We start from the raw sequence: 20,977 nt of genomic DNA on the forward strand, positions 1-20,977 counted from the left end.
CACGGCACGGCACGGCACGGCACGGCACGGCACGGCACGGTCGGCGCGGCACGGCACGGCACGGTCGGCGCGGCACCGCACCCAAACCTCGCTCACGTTCAGGCAGTCAGCACCGAAGCCCCACGGTCCTCATCCGCAAGATCGCCGGTGTAGCCAGCCCGAACGGCACGCCTGCCAAGAACCAGCGTGTACACCCAATAGAGCGCAAATACCAGCAAACCGATTCCGATCCGCAGCCACACCGGAAGCGGACTCGGCGTCACAAACCCTTCGACGAGCCCGGACACAAACAGCACGAGCACCAACCCAAGCGCGACCGTAATGAGTGACCGTCCCTCCTCAGCCAGCGCCTGCGACCGCGTTCGTGCTCCAGGCGAAACCCACGCCCAAAAGATCCGCAGCCCAGCCGCCGTCGCAATGAAGATTGCCGTCAGCTCCATGAAACCGTGCGGAAGGATATAGATGAAAAACACGTCAAGTTTGTCGTAGGAGGCCATCATTCCCCCGGCCATCCCCACGCCCTGGGCATTTTGATAGAGGATGAACGGACCCCAGATGCCGGTAATCCCAAAAGCGACCGCCTGAACCGCAATCCACGCATTGTTGGTCCATACAAGACCGGCAAAGGACGCAGCAGGGTTCTCCGAGTAGTAGTTGACGAAGTCCTCTTCGACATACCGCCGAATCTCCTCGTCACTGCCAAGAGCCGCAATGACTCCGGGCGTATTCACAACCCAGGCACCGAACAGCCAGGCAACACCCACAAAAACCACACCCACCACCACAGTGAGCCAGCGGATCCGGTAGAACGCAGCCGGCAGCGAGATCACAAAGAACCTCGCAATATCTTCGAGTACATTCGAGCGTGCACCGGTGAACTTGGTCCGGGCCCGTGACAAGCGCATCGACAGTTCGTTGGACAGCGCACTCTCGGGCGCAACGGAACGGATCATCGACAGGTGGGTGGAGGTGCGCTGATACAGGCTGAGCAACTCATCGGCTTCACGGCCACGCAACCGGCGCTGCCGCGTGAGCGAATCCAGCCGGTTCCAGTCACCGCGGTTAACTTCCTCGAATGCGTCCAGATCCACCCGATCAGCTTAGCCGCCGAAGCCCACACGCCAACGGCAGCTAAGCTGATTTCATCCAAGGGGAGGACATCCAATGAGCTCGGTCATCACAGGCGAAGCAGTCGTTCTTGAACTGCGCCCGGCATCCTTCGGCGCCCGTGCCGTAAGCCTGATGATCGACGTGCTCGCACAAATTCTGGTGATCATCGGGGTCATCGTCGCCGTCGGAAACACCGTTGGCGGTTCGTTCGACCCTGCACTGACCCAGGCACTCGTTCTGGTGCTCGTGGTTCTTGTCCTGGTGATCATTCCGGTGACAATCGAAACGGTGACCAGAGGAAAGTCACTCGGCCGCCTGGTGATGGGACTGCGCATCGTGCGCGACGACGGCGGTTCCATCCGCTTCCGGCATGCCTTCATCCGCGGAATGCTTGCCGTCCTGGAAATCTACCTTCTGGTCGGCTCGCTCGCTTTCCTCGTTGCAGTGTTCAACGAACGCTCCAAACGGCTGGGCGATCTGCTTGCGGGCACCTATTCAATGCACGAGCGCGTCGTGGTCAAGTCCCGCACACGCGCCGTGTTGCCGCCGCAGTTACAGGAGTGGATTGCAACGGCCGACGTCGCCCAGTTACCTGACGCGCTAACCCGCCGGATTTCGCAGTTCATCGGCCAGGCAAACCGGCTCACCCCGCCTGCACGCGCTGCCCTCGCAATTGAACTGGCCACAGAAGCATCAGCTTTCGTGTTCCCGACACCACCCGCAGGAACACCACCGGAAGACTTCCTGAACGCAGTCGTATCCGAACGGCGCGACCGCGACTACGCCCGGCTCATGAAACAGCGCGAACGAACCTCACGCACCGCCGAACAGCTTCACAAGCTGCCGTTCAGTTCCTGAGCCGGAAAGCTCAAGGGCAAGGAACACGGCAGATCAAGCAGACAATCACGCCTGCTGCGAGGTCCACTCTGCCCAGGTCAGGTTCCAGTCGCCAAAGCCGTCCCAGACCTGCACGGGACCGGTGTCCGTATTGCGGATCTCAAGCATGTCGCCCGGGCCGAACATGTCATAGAAGTACTTGGCACCTTCTGGACTCATGCCCACACAACCGTGCGAAACGTTCAGCTCACCCAGAATCGGTAGAGCGGCCGGAAGCGCCTCATGAACAAACGCGCCACCGTTTGAGATGCGGCTTGCGTAGTTCACTTCGGTCGGCTCGTAGTAGGCAGGATCCCCCGGCTTCAAACCAATGGACTCCGCAGTGAACTTGGTCCGCTCGTACTGTTCCATCACGGTGTAGAACCCGAAGAAGGATGGCCATTCCTCAGTGCCGAGCGTCACGGGGAAGGTTTTCTCCAGCTTGCCGTCGATGAAGACCTGCATCTGCTTGGTGGCATTGTCCACCACAGCCAGGCGGTCATTGTGGGTGGAGAAAGACCACGTGTCGTTGAAGTTGCCGATCATCCCGTTGCCGAAATCAACACCGAACAACTGCACATCAACGGTGATGGTGCTGTTCGGATCCCAGTACTCCTGAGCCCGGTAGCGCACCTCTGAATCGTTCAGCCAATAGAACGCACCCTCCTGGCCGGACGTGCTGGTGATCGTGATGGCCTTTTCGACCGCATCCTTGTTGATCACCGGCTCGCTGAACGTGATCTCGATCGTCTGGCCGGTCCCAACAGTGGACCCTGGAGCCGGATACATCCATGCATTGGCCTCATTCTCCGGCTGAACGGTGGTGAACGTCTGCTCCTGCTGGTGCTCTCCGCCGGCCGTATCGACAAGAACGAACTCGAACGCATACTCCGTGGCAAACGAGAGCGGCCCGTCGGCCTTCCAGGAGGAGCCATCCTCCGACACCGTTCCTGCAACCGGCTCGCCGCCGTCCACGGGTTCAAGCGACACATCCTGAATGGTCGCCTCCTCCACCCGGATCTCCGGAAGCGTGACCGGGTTCACCGCTACCGCACCGTCCGTCGGCGTCACACCGAACGTGAATTCCTCAGCAACCGCCGTTTGCTCAGCTTCTGGTTCCCCGGAAGAGGAAGCGGCGGAAGACGGAGCGGACGACGGCGCTGCCGCCTGCTCATTGCCGAAGTTAGCCCAACTCGGCGCAGTAATGGCACCCACAGCACCGCCACCGACAACCAGCAGCCCACCGACAATCAGCGCACCGATTTTCCAGCCGCGCCGCCGCGACTGGTTCCCGTCGGAGAGATTCGACATGCTCTATACCCTGCCTGCTAGTTGCTGTCCAGTTGCCATTTTACGCGCGAGTACCCGGCAGCTCCGGCTGGACACACTTCGGTCCGGTTACGATTCCCGGCCGTACGCCACTGTGCCTGGTTGCCGGCAACGTCCGTAACCTGTTGCTCGCCGTAGCGTCAGTAAGACGCCGCAACGTCAGTAAGACTGCGCTCAGTAGCGGTAGTGATCCGATTTGTACGGCCCGGCCACATCAACATCGAGGTACTCGGCCTGACCCTTGGACAGCTCAGTCAGCTCAACACCCAAGGCGTCAAGGTGCAGCCTGGCAACCTTCTCATCAAGAATTTTGGGCAGCACGTACACCTGCTTGTCGTACTCCGGCGATCCGTCTTCCCGCACCTGACCGTGCTTGCTGAAAAGCTCGATCTGCGCGATGGTCTGATTCGCAAACGAGTTGCTCATGACAAACGACGGGTGACCGGTAGCGTTGCCCAGGTTGAGCAGGCGCCCCTCCGACAGCATGATGATGCTGCGCTGCTTGTCAGTCCCCTGATCGAATACCCACTCGTGAACCTGAGGCTTGATTTCCACCTTGGCGACGCCCGGCACGCGAGCCAGGCCCGCAATGTCGATCTCATTGTCGAAGTGACCGATGTTTCCCACGATCGCCTGATGCCTCATGGCCTGCATGTGGTGCGCCATGATGACGTCCTTGTTGCCTGTGGTGGTGATGAAGATGTCACCCACCGAAAGCACCGATTCAAGCTTGGCCACCTGGTAGCCGTCCATCACTGCCTGCAGTGCACAGATCGGATCGATTTCGGTCACGATCACACGCGCACCCTGGCCGCGAAGTGCCTCAGCCGCACCCTTGCCGACATCGCCATAACCACAGACGACGGCGACCTTCCCACCAATGAGGACATCGGTGGCACGGTTCAGGCCGTCCGGCAGCGAGTGGCGAATACCGTACTTGTTGTCGAACTTCGACTTTGTCACGGAGTCATTGACGTTGATCGCCGGAAACAGGAGCTTGCCCTGCTCGGCCAGCTGGTACAGGCGGTGAACGCCGGTGGTAGTTTCCTCGGTGACACCCTGGATGGATGCGCCAATGCGCGTCCAGCGCTGGGGATCCTCGGCCAGGGAGGAACGCAGAACATCGAGGAAGACGACGTACTCGTGCGAGTAATCGACGTCATCTTCGGCCGGCGCAGCGGGTACCGCTCCGGCTGCCTCAAAATCCACACCCTTGTGCACGAGCATCGTGGCGTCGCCGCCGTCGTCGAGAATCATGTTGGGCTCGGCGTCAGGCCACTGCAGGATCTGCGTGGTTGCCCACCAGTACTCCTCCAGAGACTCGTTCTTCCAGGCGAAGACCGGCACACCGGCCGGCTCTTCAACCGTTCCACGCCCGACGACGATGGCCGCTGCCGCTTCATCCTGCGTTGAGAAGATGTTGCAGGACGCCCACCGGACTTCCGCACCGAGAGCCGTCAGCGTCTCGATCAGGACCGCCGTCTGGACTGTCATGTGCAGGGAACCGGCAATGCGGGCCCCCTTGAGCGGCTGGCTCTCGCCGAACTCACGCCGCAGTGCCATCAGCCCGGGCATCTCGTGCTCTGCAAGCCGGATCTGGTGACGACCGGCTTCTGCTAGGGAGAGGTCGGCTACCTTGAAGTCAAACGTCATAGTGATGGGGATTCCTCTGCTGGAGAAGCGGGCGTCGGAGTAGGTGCGGAAACGTTCTCCGCTGCCCTGAGTTCGGGACGAAGCAGCACGGGGATGGATTCGTCGATGGGGTATTCCACATAGTTGCCTGCTGCATCCGGAGCTGACGAGCGCAGCGCCTCCCCCTCCTGCACCAGTGCGGATCCGGTCACGGGGCACCGAAGGATAGCCAACAGATCAGAAGAGATATTGGGCAACGGGATGCAGCCTTTCGAAGATTCCGGATGGCGTGCGGGGCAGCAACAGCTGTGACACGTGGTGCGGTACTACAAGGGTATCGCGCAGTGCATCAGCACCGGGAATCCGTGTGGATAGTGCTCACAACTGACAGTGCCCCGTGCCCAGTGCTCAGTGCTCAGTGCTCAGTGCTCAGCGGTCGCGTAAGACTCTCAGATGGCCGCGACGTGCACCTGGCTCGCCGGGCGGCGGCGTCAGCGGAGACTTCGATCCGGGAGCAGCCGGTTCAGGAACGCTGCGGTCAACCGCAGCTTCACGAACAGCATTCACCAAAGCCAACAGGTCATCCGGGCTGGGTTCCGGCGGTCCGGATGGGAGTGCAAGCCGAAGTACTTCCCACCCACGCGGAACCGTGAGGTTCTCGGCATGGGGTGCGCACAAATCATAGGAGTGCGGCTCCGCGTAGGTGGCTAGCGGACCTAGCACAGCAGTGGAATCGGCATACACGTAGGTAAGCGTTGCCACAGCAGCACGCTGGCACGCTGAACGCGAACATTGCCGGATCGATCCCACGACTGATCAGCCTACCGTGTCCCGTGCCAGTGATGCAGCAGGAACGGGTTCGGACTAGAGTTTCAGCATGCGGGATAGCTCCTTTTCCATTCGTCCGGCAGTACCGGAAGGGCCTGTCGGCGAACAGTCCCGGTACGCCCGCCGGCGGCGTGATCGCCACGGCAGAGGCCTGCGCGGTGAGCTCATCCCGTCACACCTGCCCGGGTCCCGCACCCGCTCCGAACGGTTCGAGGACTGGGTCCTGGAATCCGCACAGCGTCTGGAACGGTTGTGGGGCGGCAGGATCCAGGACGTCCAGATCCTCGTCCTCGAAATCCCTGACGGCCTGGAGCAGATGGCCCCTGAAACCGTCCGCGGGCTACTGGGCACCTCCACTCCCGCCGCTGACAGGCAGCCTGCCACCATTACGGTGTTCCGCCACCCCATCGAAATGACCGCGAAGGGCTACGTCCCCGCCAACGAACTGGTGCATGACGTGGTGGTCGAGCAGATGGCCGAACTGTTGGGCATGGCACCCGAAGCGGTAGACCCCGCCTACGGCCGCTCCCGGGCCTGAAAGGCGAGCTGCACAACCCAGCGGCGAAAGAATCCGGCTAGAATCCGATATTCACCGAAACGCTCTGCTGGCCTGCACTGCCCGCAGGAATGGGAGCTACGGAAATTCCGGGAGTATCGCCGTCGAGCGTTGTCACCTGCGCACCATAGGCAGGGTCACCGGAGACGCCGATCAGCACAGCAACCGTCTCCTTGCCGAGATCAGCAGCAGGCACCGTCAGGGTGGTGCCGCCTGCGACGTCGAACACTTGCTCTTCGCCGAGGACACCCTCCGCCGTGACCGGAAGAAGGCGAACCTCCGCCCGGCCGGTGGGCGCACTGAAGACATAGGCTGCGTCCGCTCCGGTAGGTAACGTCGACACGTGCTGGCTTCCGAGGCGCACGGCGGACGGGACCTGCGCCAGGTCGATCGGTTCTTCCGGTTCAGTACCGCGGACAACCCTGGCCGATGCGGAAATCAGTACGTCGGAACTGATGACAGCCGAATAGTTCCCCTCGGGCAGCGACTCCAGCGGGATCGAGGTGACCGAACCGGCCGCCGCCGTAACAACGCCGCCGCCGGGCAACTCCACCTCACCGTTTGGTCCGAACACACGGACATCCAACACAGCATCCGTTCCACCCGGCACCGCAACCTGCAGCGACGGCCCGGCACCGGCGTAGCCCTCCTGCGCGATGATCGGATCCATCACATCCGGCGCCTGAATCTGGATGCCCGGAACAAACTGCGATGAAGCGCTCGGCGCCGAGGCCTGGATCAGTTCCACCCCGCCGGGAGTCAGTCCGCGCAACATGCTCTGCTGGATGAATCCGCTGATCCGCCCGCCATCGCTGCGTACGCGAATGGCCACGTTCTCCTCATTCGCCGCAAGGCCGGCAACCACTATCGACTCCGACTCACCGGGAGCAATGAGAATCCCCCGGCCGCCCGGAGCGTCAACCACGCCCTCGGACCCGTACAGGTCCAGGTTGACGGTTGCAGGCGACTGCGACGGATTGTGCAGGTTCAGCACCGCCGTTGCACCCACCGTGGTCACTGCGCCGACCAGCCAGAAATCGTTCGACGGAACCTGACAGTGCGCTACCGCCAGGCCCGAAAGATCTCCATCCGTCGCGGTATAGGTAAACCCGGCCCCGGCAGTAGCACGCTGCTCCCCCAGAGCCTGGGCACGCAACACGGCCGCACCCTCGACTGCCTGCCCGGAGACAACCCCCGCTACGCGATTGGTCAGGCCGTCCTCATTGCTGACCTGCGGGTCCTCCTGCTCGGACTCGGGCACCTGATCGGCAAGAACCGCCAGCGGATCGCCACCGCCCAACGGAGTGATCGACGAGCCCGGAACAGTTCCGCCCAAATCGCTCAAAGTCATGGCGCTGACTCGGTTACGGGCGGTCTCAGACACCGGACTGAACTCCGGATCGCCGCCGTCCACAGTGCCCTCAAGCAGCCGCAACGATTCCGGGCATACGGCCGAATACTCCCCCGCCGGCACCGCCGCCGTCGGCACCGGGAACGTTACTGCCGCGCCCTCAATGTTCTGCACAATGCTCGCCCCGGCCAGCACGCCCGTTGCAGAAACCAGTACGACGCCGGCAGCAACCCCCGCTGCACCGCGCACCCAAGTGCCGTTTCGTTTGGCAGGCACGGCCGTCTCGCTAACCTTCTTGGTTGCGCTCATTGTCAGCTGCCGGCCCTTCCGCTGCTCAGGGCAGATTCGCGTTCAGGCGGGTCGATCGGGTCGGACAAGTCAGCCGCGCCGGACGCGCCAGTCGCGCCGGACGAGTCAGCAGTCACAGGCACAGCCGCAGAAGTCACGGGCGCATCAGGTTCCGCCGCCCGCCGCCCGCTCGACGACACCGGAACCGCTGCCGTACGGTTACGGCCCTGCGGCACGTGGACAAAGCGGGGGCGCGCAGGAATCGGAACGGCCAGCAGAACAGTCAAGCTGAACACAATTGCTTGCGCAATGCCGGCCCACGGTTCCCATGCCGTGACGTAGTGCACTTCAAGATCGCCTCCGGCAGCAGGCAATGCAAACGCCTGATTCCACCCGGTAGACGCCGGTTCCAGCCGTTCACCGTTGAGGGTCGCTTCCCAGCCGGGCTCGGACCGCTCATTCAGGACCAGCATTCTGCCCTCAGGGCCTGCCGGAATTGTGCCCGAAGCGGTCGTGGCGCCGGAGTCGAGCACGCTCAGGGTTGAGCCCGATTCATCAACAATGCGAAGTCTGCCCACCTGTGCCTCGGCTGCCGAATTACCGGAAGCGGACATCTCTACCCGCCACAACCAGCCGGCCTCCGTGTTGCCCACCGACACAAGTCCGGGAACAGAATCGATCTGGCTAGCGAGGACTTCAGCCGCTGAACCCGACTGCTGCAGCACAACAAAACCCACCCCAAGCCGCTCCAGTTCCTCGCGCGGGTCCACACCGGTGCCGGCCACCAGGGTGGCCACGGTACGCCGCACGTCGGCTGCGGCGTCGTCGTCCTCACGCAGTTTGGCGTTCAGCAGTGAACCGTGAAGCTGACGGGCAGAGTAGATCTGGGAGAGAGCATCGAGCGTGGTGCCGCCGCCCCGCATGAGCGCGGCGCTGACATTACTGTCGCCGTCGACATTCATCACCAGCGTGGTGCTGCGCTGCCCGCTGGTACCGCGGTCAGCGGCGGTCGCCGGAAGTGTACGGGGTGCACTCGGCACCACTGCCTGCTCGGTTCCGAAACTGGTCGCTTCCACCGCAGGATCCGGGGTACGCAGCTGCGGAACCAGCCAGACGGTCAGGCTAGTTGCCGGGCCCAGCGCCAGCACCAGGGCAGCGGCGGTCAACCAGGCCCGGGCACCTCGAACCGGCCTGCCGGAACGCCCGGACCTACCGGCACGCAGACGCTGCTGCAGCCATTCGCCGCCCAGCAGCGCAGCTGCCAGAAGCGCCAGCGAGACAATCGAGACCCACGGTCCGGTGAACGGTGTGATCAGGGATGATGAGCCGACGCCGGTCACCACCAGAGAACTCACTACGCTGCCGAGCAGTGCCAGCAACGCCAGCAGCCACAGCACGCGCGCAGCGGCCTTGGCCTTGCCGGGCAGGAAAAGCGCCGTTGCGGCAAGCAGCAGCACCGGCAGCCCAACGATCAGCGAAACAACAAGCGGCCACGGTCCCTCGAACAGGTCCGGAAACGCAGCAAGCCCGCCGAATGAGGGAAAAGCTACCGGATAGCCCAACAGTTGCTGCCACAGGGGCGCAGCGTTGAACGGCATCGGAAGGCCGGGGTCCCCAAAGACCGCCCAGGGACGGTCGAGTGTGGACGCCGCAAACGGAATGAACAGGGCCAGCGGCGGCAGCAGCGCCCACCAGAGTGTCTTGGCACGGCGTCGCGCAACCAGGGTGATCAGCACAACAGCGAGCACAAAAAACAGCAGCAGCGACGGAGCAGACGCAGTCACCACGGCAAGCATCAGGCCCGCCGCAGCAGCCGCCGTCCAGCTTGGAACACCGTTGATGCCCGGCTTGAGCATCAGCTGTAGTGAACGCTGGCGCCTGGAGGAGTCAACGGCGTCGTTGGTCTGTGATCCGGGCCTACCGGGAGCCTGCCCCACTGCGCGGATGAGCGCCAGCGCAACCAGCGGCAACAGGAGGTGCACCAGGAGTGCGCCGAGCCTTCCGCTACCGGTTGCAACCTCAAGGACCGGCAGCGATCCCCAGAAGAACGCAGCCCACAGCCGAAGCGAACGGCTGCGCACAAAAGCACCCGATCCAAACCAGGCACTCAATCCAGCCAACGGCGCAGCACACAGCATCAGCACGACGACGGCCACGTTGCCGTTGCCGAATCCCAGTACCGATAGCAGCCACAACACATAGCTGAATGGATCTCCGTGCCCGGCGAATCCTGCACCGAGATCAATCCACCAGCGCGATCCATTGGCCCAGATCTCGGCAAGATCTGTTGACAGCGGCAGGAGGGAACCGCCCGCCAGCGCTGAGGCACCGATGAAACGGTGCAGCGCGACCAGTGAAACACCGAGCAGCACTATCGCCGCGGCAATGGCACCCCAACCCGCCCAGATCCGGGAGGGGCCTTCCAGTGCTGCGAAGTCGTCGTTCGCATCGCCCGAGGGTACGTCCACAGCAGTGCTCTGGGCGTAGGACTCGTCTTCGAGTCCGCGTGCTGAAAACGCCTCCACCACTGACTTCCGGTGTGACCACACCTCCCTGCGATCGGTCCGCAACGCACGCACCACTGACCGCGGCAGCCGCCTGGTCCGGGCGGCTGATCGACGGGACCGGTACAAATCGAAGGGCTTCAGCACGGCAGCAATGCTGGCGCTGAGCTGGCCCACGCCGTACCCCGGGTCCTTTGCCAGCAAACCGAGAATCAGGCGGGCGAACCCGCCCAACACGGCACCGGCCGCCAGGAAGGGCACCTTCCACAGCGTTGCGTGCTTGAGGCGCAGATACACTTCGGCACGCCGCGCAGCGCCGAGGGTTGCCGCATGGTTGTCCCGTGAGCCGGCATGACGCAAAACCGCACCCGGAGCCACCACTACACGGTGACCGGCCAGGCGGTTGCGCCAGCAGAAGTCGACGTCGTCTCCGGTACCGGGAAGGGCTGGGTCAAAACCACCCAGCTTGTCCCACACATCACGGCGGATCAGCATGCCTGCCGAGTTGACGGCAAACATGTCACTGCGGACGTCATACTGGCCCTGGTCCAGTTCGTCGACGTCGATCAGGGTGAGCCGCTCAGCCCACCGGCTGATGGACAGCCCAACATCCACCAGCTTGCGCCGATGCTCCCACTCAACCTGCTTGGCACCGGCAACGGTCACGGAGGGCGCCAGCTCGACTGCTCGAAGGAGCTGCTCAAGCGCCGTCGGTTCGGGAGCTGAATCATCATGCAGAAGCCAGATCCAGTCGTGAACCCCGCTAACGGGATCGGAACTGTCAGGTTCCGACCGGCGGCTGGAAGGAATCTCGGCAAGCCCTGTACGGACGGCAGCACCGAAGCCGCCGCGCCCGGAGGCGCCTACTACGGGCGAACCCACCGGAAGCTGCAGTTGCAGAAGAGACGCCGATTCATCAGATGAACCGGCGTCGACTCCTACGTGAAAGTCCGGGGGTCGGGTCTGCTGACCGAGTGCCTTGAGTGTGTCCGGAAGGTACTCGGCGCCGTTGTGGGCTACGACAACAGCTGTGACCCTTTGTTGCGGATGAATCAGACCGCTCGCTTTCGTAAACGGCGGCGCTCACGCTCGGACAGTCCGCCCCAGATACCAAACCGCTCATCATTTTCCAGCGCATACTCCAGGCACTGCGACTTGACGTTGCAGGAGCCGCAGACCTTCTTGGCATCCCGTGTGGAACCGCCCTTTTCAGGGAAGAACGCCTCCGGGTCCGTTTGAGCGCACAGTGCGTCAGCCTGCCAGCCCAGCTCGCCTTCATCATTGAAGTCGGAGCCGATGCCCGGAAGGCCAATCCATACCGCCTGGTCAACCCGCTCCGGGACAGCCTGACGGCGTGGTGCCGCTGCGGGCTCGGCATCGAGGAAATTCTCGACGCCGTCACCCTCGGTCAATGCCTCATGGGCCGCCAGGAAGGCGGTTGCCTCATTTTCAAGCGACGAAGTCTGTTGCCTGTACCGCTCAGCAGCGTCCGGATCTGCCGGATCGACGTACCAGTCCTGCGGAACGCCGCGCGATCCGTAGCGCGCAGACGCCTGGGCCGCGATGGACGTGCGGTCCTGAATGTGCTCTGCTTGCCCCATACCAGCCTCCCGGTGTAGCAGCTTCGGACAGAAACTAGTGTGGGAGATGTGCCTCCAGCAAGCCGCTGAGAAACCCCGAAATCCCGTCTGCCGAAGCAAATCCGATGACCTAATTACACGCGTGTAAGTAGCATCGAGTCAAGCGGCGAAGGGAATCTTATAGAGTGAATTTCCCAAATGGCGGGCACGCCACGCGAAGCGCACCTCACAATTGTGCAACTGAACCCGCAGGTCAGCACGCTTACCCAATGAAAGGCAGGCACCCAGTGGCACCACTGAAGTCCGTTGCAGAATTATGTGAGTCCCTCCGGTCCGCGTCCGGAGCACCCCGGCTCATTTGGTACGGGCCCGGCTCCGAACGGGTGGAACTCTCCGGCAGGGTGCTCGAAAACTGGGTTGCGAAGACATCCAACATGCTGGTGGAGGAGCTCGACGCGGTCGCGGGCACCGTCGTCGCGGTTGGAATGCCGCCGCACTGGAAGAGCCTTGTGTGGGCGCTGGCAAGCTGGCAGGTCGGTGCGGTGACAGTGCTCCGCGACGAGACGGTGCGCAACGAAGGGACAGCGCCCGGCGACGGTGCCCCGGTAGATGTTCGGCTCACCATGGATGCCGCGCCGGAAGCGCCCGTTGGGCGGGGAGGGGGCCGCGAGGATGAGCTGCTCGTGCTGGTGGCGCCGGGCGCACTGGACATGCGCTGGCCCGGAACGCTTCCCAGCGGTGCCGTGGACTACGCAGCGACCGTCCGCGCGTTCGGCGATGTGTATCTCGAGGATCCCGCTGACAGCAGCGCCGAACTGATCCGGGCCGGCGGAAAGAGTTTCACGTTCAACGACCTGCTGGACGGAGCGGACCAGCCCGCAGAAGGCATCTGGCTGGTCCCGGCCTCCCTGCCCCTGCTGACCGTCCTGCCGGCTGCCGTCCGTATCTGGGCGGCCGGTGGAACCGTGGTGCTGGTGCACCCGGAGGTCGAGGTGACCGACCGCCTGATGGAGGGTGAACGCGTTACTGCTCGGTTGGCTGTTTAGCTGACGGATGCACCACTGACTGGTTCGCCGGAGGGTATGCCACCGACTGGGGTGACTGGTGTGACTGGTGCGCCGGAGGGTGCGCCATCGGCTGGGGCGACGGGTGGGCTGATGCGGCGTCGGCCGGAACCGGACCGGTGGCTACCGGCACGGATGATCCGGCGCCGGCACCTGCACCGGCAGTTGCACGGGAGCGGGGGTGGATCAGCTCATGGTCATGAGCGAACGCAGGCTCCGCATCGAGTTCCTCGTTGAAGACCCAGAAGCGGTAGGCAACAAAACGAACGGCCGTTGCCAGCACCGTACCCACAATTCCTGCGACAAACAGCCCCGTGCGGTCGGAGATGTCGAGCGGGTACTTGGCGAGCCACACAAAGCCGGCCGCGATGCCCAGGCCAATCGCATTGATCAGCAGGAACATCATCAGTTCGCGCAGGACGTTGGCCTGGCGGCGGTGGCGGAAGGTCCAGTATCGGTTGGCAATCCAGGCGAACACCGTGGCAATAGCTGCGGACACCACTTGGGCCTTGACCTCGCTGTCCTCCATCGGACCGTGGATCAGGATCCAGAACAGTCCCTTGTCTATGACAAACGCCACACCGCCCACGGCACCGAACTTGGCCAGCTCACGCCAGAAGAGAGACGCGAGGGCCCGGGTCCGGTCGACAACTGTGGTGATCATGACCCTCCGGTCTCTAGGACATTTCGCCGTAGCAGGACCGCGCCGAAGCGAAGTCATTCAGCTGAGGCGCCGCAGGCGCAGCACCGAAGCTGTCCGCGTACGACGTTCCGGAGAACCCTACGCCTGCCTGGCGGACAAACTGAAAATCAGCAACTGATGATCAGCACAACAACTGAGCGTCCATTTTACCGTTCAGGATTGGGACTTTCCTAGGAAGCGGCGGTTGCGAACTGGTCACATCCAAGGGACCCCGCCGGCAATAGGTACCCTGAAGGGGTGACTTTTCCCGTAATCGGCGTCGTGGGCGGCGGCCAGCTGGCGCGCATGATGGCTCCTCCCGCCGTCGAACTTGGCTTTGAACTTCGAGTGCTGGCGGAGGGTCCCGACGTTTCAGCGGTGGCCGCCGTGGCACATTCAGCAGTGGGAAACTACACGGACCTGGAGGATCTGACCGCCTTCGCCAAGGGCGTGGACGTTCTCACCTTCGACCATGAGCACGTGCCGGAACGGCACCTCCGCGCCCTGGTGGATTCCGGAGTCAATGTCCAACCCCACCCCGACGCGCTGCGCCATGCCCAGGACAAGCTGGTCATGCGGGCGGCCGTGGACCGGCTGGGGCTGCCCAATCCCCGCTGGAGTGCGGTCTCTTCGGTAGAGGAACTGCGGAAATTCGGTGACGAAACAGGCTGGCCTGTGGTGTTGAAGACCCCGCGCGGCGGCTACGACGGCAAGGGCGTCCGGATCATAAATTCTTACGACGACGCCGCACAGGCAGCCGACTGGTTCACCGGTTCCGAACTGCTCGCCGAAGAAAAGGTGCCCTTCACTCGTGAGCTGTCAGCCCTGGTTGCCCGCTCGCCCCGTGGCGAGGCCCGCGCGTGGCCGGTGGTCCATTCAATCCAGGTCAACGGCGTCTGCGATGAAGTCATTGCTCCCGCACAGGACCTACCGGCAGGGCTGGCCCGCGCCGCCGCGGAAGCCGCCCTCCGCATCGCCGAGGAGCTCGGTGTCACCGGTGTCATGGCCGTGGAGATGTTCGAAGTTCCCGGCAGCAGCACCGGATTCCTCATCAATGAACTCGCCATGCGGCCCCACAACTCGGGTCATTGGACCATGGACGGAGCGGTGACCGGCCAGTTTGAACAGCATCTGCGCGCCGTTCTCAACCTTCCCCTCGGGGACACATCCCTTGCCTCGGGCGTTGTGGTGATGAAGAACATCCTCGGCGGAGACAACGCAGAGCTGTATAGTGCCTATCCGATGGCGTTGCAGGCAGAGCCCGCCGCCAAGATCCACACCTACGGCAAAAGCGTACGGCCGGGCCGGAAGATCGGCCATGTCAACGCCATTGCCCTACCCGGTGACACAACGGCACAGGTCAGGGAGCGCGCCGAGCGTGCCGCGGCAATCCTGCGGGACGGCCGCGATCCCCGGAAGGAAACATCGTGAACAACTCCCCCGCCGGCGCCCTCGTGGGCCTGGTTATGGGCTCCGACTCGGACTGGCCGGTCATGGAGGCTGCCGCTCTGGCGCTTGAGGAATTCGGCATCCCCTATGAGGCTGACGTCGTTTCCGCACACCGCATGCCAGAAGACATGGTCGCGTACGGGCGGGAGGCCGCAGGCCGCGGACTGCGGGTCATCATCGCCGGTGCCGGCGGCGCCGCCCACCTGCCCGGAATGCTGGCATCGCTCACCTCGCTGCCCGTCATCGGCGTTCCGGTGCCCCTCAAACACCTCGATGGAATGGATTCCCTTCTCTCCATCGTCCAGATGCCTGCAGGCATTCCGGTGGCTACCGTCTCCGTCGGCGGCGCGCGCAACGCAGGGCTCCTCGCCGTCCGTATCCTGGCCTCCGGTGAGGGGCAGCATGCTCAGGAGCTCTCCGGCAAGCTCACGAAGTTCGCGCAGGAGCTGCGGCAGACCGCCCTCGACAAGGGCGCGAAACTGCGCGAACGCACGGGGATGCGTACTGCCGGCAGCGAAGGCGGCGCATGAGCCGGGCGGTTCACGCCGGCCGGCCTTCCGAACGGACCATGCTCACCGATCCAGTGCGCTACCCGGAGTCGGCTCCGTCCGGCATCCGCACCAGGCGCGCGTTCCTGCTCCTGGCGCTCACGCTGCTGATCCCGGGCGCCGCCCAGGTGGTTGCCGGAGACCGCAGGCTCGGCCGACGGGCGCTCCGCGTCACTTTCACCGTGTGGCTCCTGGTGATTGCCGCCGTCGTTCTTGCGCTGGTTAACCGGCAGCTGGTGGTGAGCCTGCTCGCCAACGAGGTGTTCTCCCTGCTGCTGATTGCGGTGCTCGTGGCGCTGGCAGTCGGCTGGGCAGTGCTGTTCATCAACACCCTGCGGATCATCCGCCCGCCGCTGCTGGACCGAGGGATGCGCCCGGCCGTTGCGGCAACGCTCGCCGTGCTGATGATCGTGACCAGCGGCGGGCTCGGCTACGGCGCGTACCTGCTCAACGTCGGCCGCAACACGTTTGGAAATATTTTCCAGGCCGGCCCCGCCTTTGACCCGGTGGACGGACGCTACAACTTCCTCCTCATGGGCGGCGATGCCGGTGAGGACAGGCTGGGACGCCGCCCGGACAGCATTTCCGTGGTGAGCGTCGATGCTGACACCGGAGCCACCGTCACCTTCAGCATCCCCCGCGACTTCCAAAACGCGCCGTTCTCCGAGGACTCTCCGCTCTGGGAAGTCTGGCCGGACGGCTACAACTGCGGTAACGAGTGCATTATCAACAGTCTCTACCCGGTGGTTGCCCAGAACTACGCCGACCTGTATCCGGAGTCCCAGGACCCCGGCGCCGAAGCCATGATGGACGCGGCAAGCGGAATTCTCGGCATCGAGGTCCAGGCCTACATCCTCGTCGATATGGCAGGGTTTGAGCAGCTCATCGACGCGATGGGCGGTATCACGATCAACGCCGGCGGCTGGGTTCCCATCACATCCGAAGAGATCCCGGGCACCAGCCCCAAGCGGTACTACCCGCCGTCGGCCTGGATCGAGCCAGGCATCCAGACCCTCAACGGTTATGAAGCATTGTGGTATGCCCGCTCCCGCGAGTACGCCACCGACTACGCGCGAATCCAGCGCCAACAGTGTGTCCAGGCGGCGATGATCGCCCAGCTTGATCCCGCAACCGTGCTGACCCGTTTCCAGGACATCGCCGCCGCCGGTACGCAAATTGTCGAGACCGACCTCCCGCGTGACCAGCTGGGCAGCTTCATAGACCTGGCGATCAAGGCGAAGAATCACGACGTCGGCCGCCTCACCATCGGCGCGCCGGACTTCGGTGACGCGGGCGACCTGTTCTCGACCTACCCGGATATCCCGCTGGTTCATGAGCGGGTGCAGGAGACGCTGGAGGCTGCGTCCGGAGAGGCTTCCGCCGCAGCGCTCGGGGAACTCACGGTGGATCGCGCTGGGCTGGTTGAGGCTCTGCCGGTGCATGCGTCCACGACTCTGCCGGGGCAGCTGCCGGCTCAGAACGTCACCGGCGAGATCACCGTCGACTACCTTCATCAGCTCGCGGTGAATCAGGATTGGACCACGCTCGAATCTCTCTTGGCCGATAACGGGGAATGCACCCCCGCCTAAGGAACGGATATCCCGATGTACCAGCTGGACAACCCGTTGCGTCCCTACACCTGGGGATCCACCACGGCCATTGCGGAACTACTCGGTCGCACACCATCCGGCGGCCCTGAGGCCGAGCTGTGGATCGGCGCCCACCCTGACTCGCCCTCCACAGTGCTGGGACATGGGGACACTGGTACCTCGCTGGACGCGCTGATCGATTCCGACCCTGACCGCACCCTCGGCGCTCCGACGCGTAAGGCGTTCGGTGACCGGCTGCCGTTCCTGATGAAGGTGCTCGCCGCGGCGGCGCCGCTCTCGCTGCAGGTTCACCCCAGTCCGGAGCAGGCGCAGGAGGGGTTCACCCGGGAGAACGCCGCCGCGGTTCCGCAGGACGCGCCGCACCGGAACTACCGCGACGCGTTCTCCAAGCCCGAACTGATCTTCGCGCTCACCGACTTCGATGCGCTGTGCGGATTCCGTGCGCCGTCCGAAGCTGCGCGGATCTTCACGGGTCTCGTGGACCTGCTCGAGCAGCAGCAGGGCTCGGCGCCTGCCATTCTGGGCTCCGTCGTCGCCGACCTCGGCATCCCGGATGAATCGGCAGCACTGCTCGAAGCCTTCACACGGCTCCTGACCGGCGGTGCGGAGACACGGACGGCCGTTGAGCGAGTGGTCGAGGCGTTGGACAAGGGACTTCCGGACTCCGCGGACCCGCTTGTGGCTGCAGCGGCCGCAACCGTCCTGCAGCTCAACGGACACCACGAGAGCGATCCGGGCGTGTTGGTTGCACTCCTCCTCAACAGGGTTACCCTGCAGCCCGGTCAGGCGCTCTACCTACCGGCGGGAAACGTGCACGCGTACCTGGAAGGCCTCGGTATTGAAGTGATGGCGTCCTCGGACAACGTCCTGCGCGGCGGATTGACCACCAAACACGTTGATACCGGCGAGCTGCTGAAGACCGTCGAGTTTGCGCCGCTCGCGCTGCCACTGCTTGACCCGGAATCCACCCCGCTGGGACAGGAGCTGTACTGCCCACCGTTTGACGAGTTTCAGCTACAGCGCCTTGAACTTCCCGTTTCCTTCGGGGATGACGCCGCATCAGCCGACATCCCGATCGCTCAGAACGGACCCACGGTGGTGCTGGTGGTGTCCGGAACGGTTGTGCTCGACTCCCCCAAGGGCGACCTCATCCTGCACCGCGGACAGAGCGCCTTCATCCCTGCCAACGAGTCGCCGGTGATGGCACGCCTCGCGTCGGACAACACGGATACTACAGACGACGACGGCGACAGCACCGCCGTCGCCTTCGCCGTCACCGTGGGTGCCGCCGGAGATTCTAACCCTGGCGGGTTGGGGCCTGTCCGCGGCGGCCGCGAAGAGACTCAGCCTTAGCCCTGAGGGCCGGCAGGACTTTCGTCTTCAGTGCGGGCAGGGCTTTGTCCCTCAGTGCGCCCACGGCGCCGCGTGATGCGGAGATTCCCCTGCGCGCCAGCGGCATTGCCGTCGCGTATGCCGGGTAAAGCGGCGACAGCGGCTTGTCCCAGGTGCCCAGCAGCAGGTTCTCGTGCTTGGCCCAGCCCATCTTGAACTTCGACACGCCGTCATTCAGGAGGCCATTGAAGTCGTAGCGCTCAACGCCGCGCTCCTTCATCTCCCGGATAGCGAGCCATTTGAGGGCGTAGTTGGCGCGGAGCCGCTCGCCCTCCTCCGTCATGCCGCCATACAGTTCAAAGGCCGTGTGTTCGCTGACGGAGAGCCAGAGGAACGCCACCATGGTGCTCCCCTGGAAGGCTGCATACACGGGAGAAGCCGACCCGAGGTTTTTGTGGATGTCGAGGTAGTAGCGGTCCTCGTGGATGCCAAAACCGGCACGCTCCGCCGTTTCCCTGTAGACCTTGAGGCAGTCGGCGATCTCCTCCCGGGTGACCTCGCGAAATTCCAGTTCTTCCCGAGCGGACTTGCGGATGTACTGGCGGTGCTTTTTCGACATCTCGGCCAGCAGTTCGTCCTCGGTGCGCAACAGGTCGAGGATGAGCGTACGCGGGATGAGGATGGTGTTCTCGGTGGCACGGAAGCCTGCAGCCCGAACTGCTTCGGCAAAGCCCGATTCCGCATCCCAGTCAGGCTCGATGCTGAGTACGGTCCCGGCGTAAGCGTCCCTGGCGTAGTTACCGAGCGCTTCGAGGACTTCCTGTGCGTCCCCGGCCTGGCACACCGGCCCTCGCGGAATGTAGACGAGGGCGCGGAACGGCAGGGGCAGCCGTCGGATCAGCACCTGGGCACACGCGATGGTCTCACCGTCCCTGTTCAGCAGGAGCCGATCGGTCCGCCAGCCGTGGTCGGCCTTCGTCTGCCCCCACCCCCAAAGCTGCTGCGGGTGACCATTCAGGCGGTTGACCGCTGCGTCCCATTCGGGCGCGTTCCAACACGGAGCAATGACGAGGTTCATGATGCCAAGCCTATCGGCAGGGTCCCAATGCGAGCGCAGCGAGCCGACGATCTCCACCCGCGATAGCTTTCTCGTCTCGGGATAGCACTTGAGCCACCGGATAGCGGTTAACCCCTCTCGTATGGCAAGTCTGCTATCAGAAGTCGAGCGGCGTCGCGTTCTGCGGCACGCCGGCCGCCCGCAGGCACCTCTCCAACGCCGCTGGGGAGACCGCAGTCTTCCAGAGCCAGCGCACTACGTGACGGCCTGTGCTGCGGATGCGGTCTTCCCGGATCTTCTCGTCGATGACCACCTGAGACGCGGTTCGGCCCTGGAGGTACTCGGGTTTGAGGTACTTGGTAAGGCCGTCGAACTCCCCGACGATACCGGCAGCCTTCCAATAGAAGTCCACAGTTGCGGCATGGCCATCGGAATCGTGAACCTCGTATTGCAGTTCAGGCGCCTCGAAACCGCGGGCCGCCATGTGAACCCTGCTCAGAGACTCACCGGGCAGCATCGCGAGGCCGTCGGCGAAATCGAGCACCTGCGTGGCTTTTCGTCGGGCACGAGCAGTGGGCAAGGCCTCTATATAGGTTGCGACTTCGGGCTTGCCGACGCGGTTGGCACGGCGCTCGACCGGAAGCCGCACCGCATTCAACGCCCTGTCCATCACTGCGACGCCCCAGGGAAGGTCATAACGCAAGGCCAGCTCGACCGCCGTCTGGATCTTTCCCGTCACAGTGAAGCCGCCAATCTGTATGCAGGGACCAACCGCAGGCCGGACGATGCGGCGAACACCGTTGCCGGTCCGCCTGCCGGAGCCCTGCGGGACAAGGGTGTCCACCATGGTCGGCGTTTCGGGTAGCGGCAAGCCCCACAGGAACGCGGCCGATTCCTCGGCGAAGAGCGGCGCGGTGTTTGACGTTCGAAGCACCGCCTGAAGAGTCAGCCGGTATTGCTGGTTGGCGTCCAAGGCCTTCCACTGAACGGCATCGACGTAGCAGCCCTGGCGGATGCGGACCAGGCTTCCGCGCCGAGCACCCCTGGCCAGCCGGCGCGGCCAGTCCTCATCAAGGGGACGGTCTGCTGCACTCTGGATTGCTGGAAGGTTCACACCCCTTACCCTGCCGGGTGGGGCATGAGCCGCGCCACGGCAGAGGCGGCACATGTGGATAACTGGC

Annotated in this window: 17 protein-coding genes and 1 pseudogene; 7 read left to right on the top strand and 11 right to left on the bottom strand. The window is 63.9% G+C overall.

Features of this window, described 5'->3' with window-relative positions:
* Window positions 1–98: 98 nt before the first annotated feature.
* Window positions 99–1,091, bottom strand: coding sequence for a stage II sporulation protein M (locus ASH00_RS12240; RefSeq protein WP_200954803.1), 993 nt, complete (start codon window positions 1,089–1,091; stop codon window positions 99–101).
* Window positions 1,092–1,164: 73 nt separating this feature from the next.
* On the opposite strand from ASH00_RS12240, the gene ASH00_RS12245 reads away from it, so the two are divergent.
* Window positions 1,165–1,968, top strand: coding sequence for an RDD family protein (locus tag ASH00_RS12245; protein ID WP_056548834.1), 804 nt, complete (start codon window positions 1,165–1,167; stop codon window positions 1,966–1,968).
* Window positions 1,969–2,013: 45 nt separating this feature from the next.
* Here ASH00_RS12245 and ASH00_RS12250 read toward each other — a convergent pair whose 3' ends face one another.
* The 4 genes from ASH00_RS12250 to ASH00_RS16470 all read right to left on the bottom strand — a co-directional run bounded on the left by ASH00_RS12250 (window position 2,014) and on the right by ASH00_RS16470 (window position 5,757).
* On the bottom strand, window positions 2,014–3,297 hold the full coding sequence (locus tag ASH00_RS12250) for a L,D-transpeptidase (protein ID WP_056548836.1): 1,284 nt from the start codon (window positions 3,295–3,297) through the stop codon (window positions 2,014–2,016).
* 192 nt (window positions 3,298–3,489) lie between these two features.
* Window positions 3,490–4,968 (bottom strand): adenosylhomocysteinase, encoded by a 1,479-nt coding sequence (ahcY, locus tag ASH00_RS12255; RefSeq protein ID WP_056548838.1) that lies wholly within the window; start codon window positions 4,966–4,968, stop codon window positions 3,490–3,492.
* Entirely contained in the window at window positions 4,965–5,159 is a 195-nt protein-coding gene (locus tag ASH00_RS12260) for a hypothetical protein (protein WP_327019694.1), read from the bottom strand. Before ASH00_RS12260 ends, ahcY begins: the two co-directional genes overlap by 4 nt.
* A gap of 217 nt (window positions 5,160–5,376) precedes the next feature.
* Window positions 5,377–5,757, bottom strand: a complete 381-nt coding sequence (locus ASH00_RS16470) for a DUF3499 domain-containing protein (protein ID WP_082566093.1) — start codon at window positions 5,755–5,757, stop codon at window positions 5,377–5,379.
* Between the two features lie 67 nt (window positions 5,758–5,824).
* Here ASH00_RS16470 and ASH00_RS12265 point away from each other — a divergent pair, with 67 nt between their 5' ends.
* Window positions 5,825–6,313 carry a metallopeptidase family protein gene (locus tag ASH00_RS12265; protein ID WP_082566094.1) on the top strand — a complete coding sequence of 163 codons (489 nt, stop codon included), beginning with the start codon at window positions 5,825–5,827 and terminating at the stop codon, window positions 6,311–6,313.
* 37 nt (window positions 6,314–6,350) lie between these two features.
* Here the strand turns inward: ASH00_RS12265 and ASH00_RS12270 are convergent, their stop codons facing one another.
* The 3 genes from ASH00_RS12270 to ASH00_RS17170 are packed head-to-tail and all read right to left on the bottom strand — an operon-like array spanning window position 6,351 to window position 12,075.
* Window positions 6,351–7,991 carry a DUF5719 family protein gene (locus ASH00_RS12270; RefSeq protein ID WP_056548843.1) on the bottom strand — a complete coding sequence of 547 codons (1,641 nt, stop codon included), beginning with the start codon at window positions 7,989–7,991 and terminating at the stop codon, window positions 6,351–6,353.
* Window positions 7,992–7,993: 2 nt separating this feature from the next.
* The gene (locus ASH00_RS12275; protein WP_327019699.1) at window positions 7,994–11,530 is read right to left on the bottom strand and encodes a glycosyltransferase family 2 protein; all 3,537 of its coding nucleotides are present in this window, start codon (window positions 11,528–11,530) and stop codon (window positions 7,994–7,996) included.
* Complete coding sequence (locus ASH00_RS17170; protein WP_056548845.1) at window positions 11,527–12,075, bottom strand: WhiB family transcriptional regulator; 549 nt, start codon at window positions 12,073–12,075, stop codon at window positions 11,527–11,529. Before ASH00_RS17170 ends, ASH00_RS12275 begins: the two co-directional genes overlap by 4 nt.
* Window positions 12,076–12,341: 266 nt before the next feature.
* Between ASH00_RS17170 and ASH00_RS12285 the strand changes: the two genes are divergently transcribed.
* Window positions 12,342–13,100 (top strand): TIGR03089 family protein, encoded by a 759-nt coding sequence (locus tag ASH00_RS12285; protein ID WP_056548847.1) that lies wholly within the window; start codon window positions 12,342–12,344, stop codon window positions 13,098–13,100.
* 130 nt (window positions 13,101–13,230) lie between these two features.
* On the opposite strand, the pseudogene ASH00_RS12290 reads toward ASH00_RS12285, so the two are convergent.
* Window positions 13,231–13,782: pseudogene (locus tag ASH00_RS12290) on the bottom strand (GtrA family protein); the annotation flags it as partial.
* Window positions 13,783–14,058: 276 nt separating this feature from the next.
* Between ASH00_RS12290 and ASH00_RS12295 the strand changes: the two are divergent.
* The 4 genes from ASH00_RS12295 to manA are packed head-to-tail and all read left to right on the top strand — an operon-like array spanning window position 14,059 to window position 18,760.
* Complete coding sequence (locus ASH00_RS12295; RefSeq protein WP_082566099.1) at window positions 14,059–15,231, top strand: 5-(carboxyamino)imidazole ribonucleotide synthase; 1,173 nt, start codon at window positions 14,059–14,061, stop codon at window positions 15,229–15,231.
* A 35-nt stretch (window positions 15,232–15,266) separates the two neighbouring features.
* Window positions 15,267–15,779, top strand: coding sequence for a 5-(carboxyamino)imidazole ribonucleotide mutase (gene purE, locus ASH00_RS12300; protein ID WP_056549275.1), 513 nt, complete (start codon window positions 15,267–15,269; stop codon window positions 15,777–15,779).
* Window positions 15,776–17,386, top strand: a complete 1,611-nt coding sequence (locus ASH00_RS12305) for an LCP family protein (RefSeq protein WP_056548849.1) — start codon at window positions 15,776–15,778, stop codon at window positions 17,384–17,386. The genes purE and ASH00_RS12305 overlap by 4 nt, the downstream gene beginning before the upstream one ends.
* Window positions 17,387–17,401: 15 nt before the next feature.
* On the top strand, window positions 17,402–18,760 hold the full coding sequence (gene manA, locus ASH00_RS12310; protein ID WP_082566100.1) for a mannose-6-phosphate isomerase, class I: 1,359 nt from the start codon (window positions 17,402–17,404) through the stop codon (window positions 18,758–18,760).
* On the opposite strand, the gene ASH00_RS12315 is transcribed toward manA, so the two are convergent.
* A complete protein-coding gene (locus ASH00_RS12315; protein WP_082566141.1) occupies window positions 18,705–19,817 on the bottom strand; it encodes a lipid II:glycine glycyltransferase FemX in 1,113 nt (370 codons plus the stop codon). The genes manA and ASH00_RS12315 overlap by 56 nt on opposite strands.
* 136 nt (window positions 19,818–19,953) lie before the next feature.
* Window positions 19,954–20,910 carry a hypothetical protein gene (locus ASH00_RS12320; protein WP_056548851.1) on the bottom strand — a complete coding sequence of 319 codons (957 nt, stop codon included), beginning with the start codon at window positions 20,908–20,910 and terminating at the stop codon, window positions 19,954–19,956.
* Between the last annotated feature and the right edge of the window lie 67 nt (window positions 20,911–20,977).

The organism is Arthrobacter sp. Soil782, assembly GCF_001428435.1.
Lineage (GTDB): Bacteria > Actinomycetota > Actinomycetes > Actinomycetales > Micrococcaceae > Arthrobacter_D > Arthrobacter_D parietis.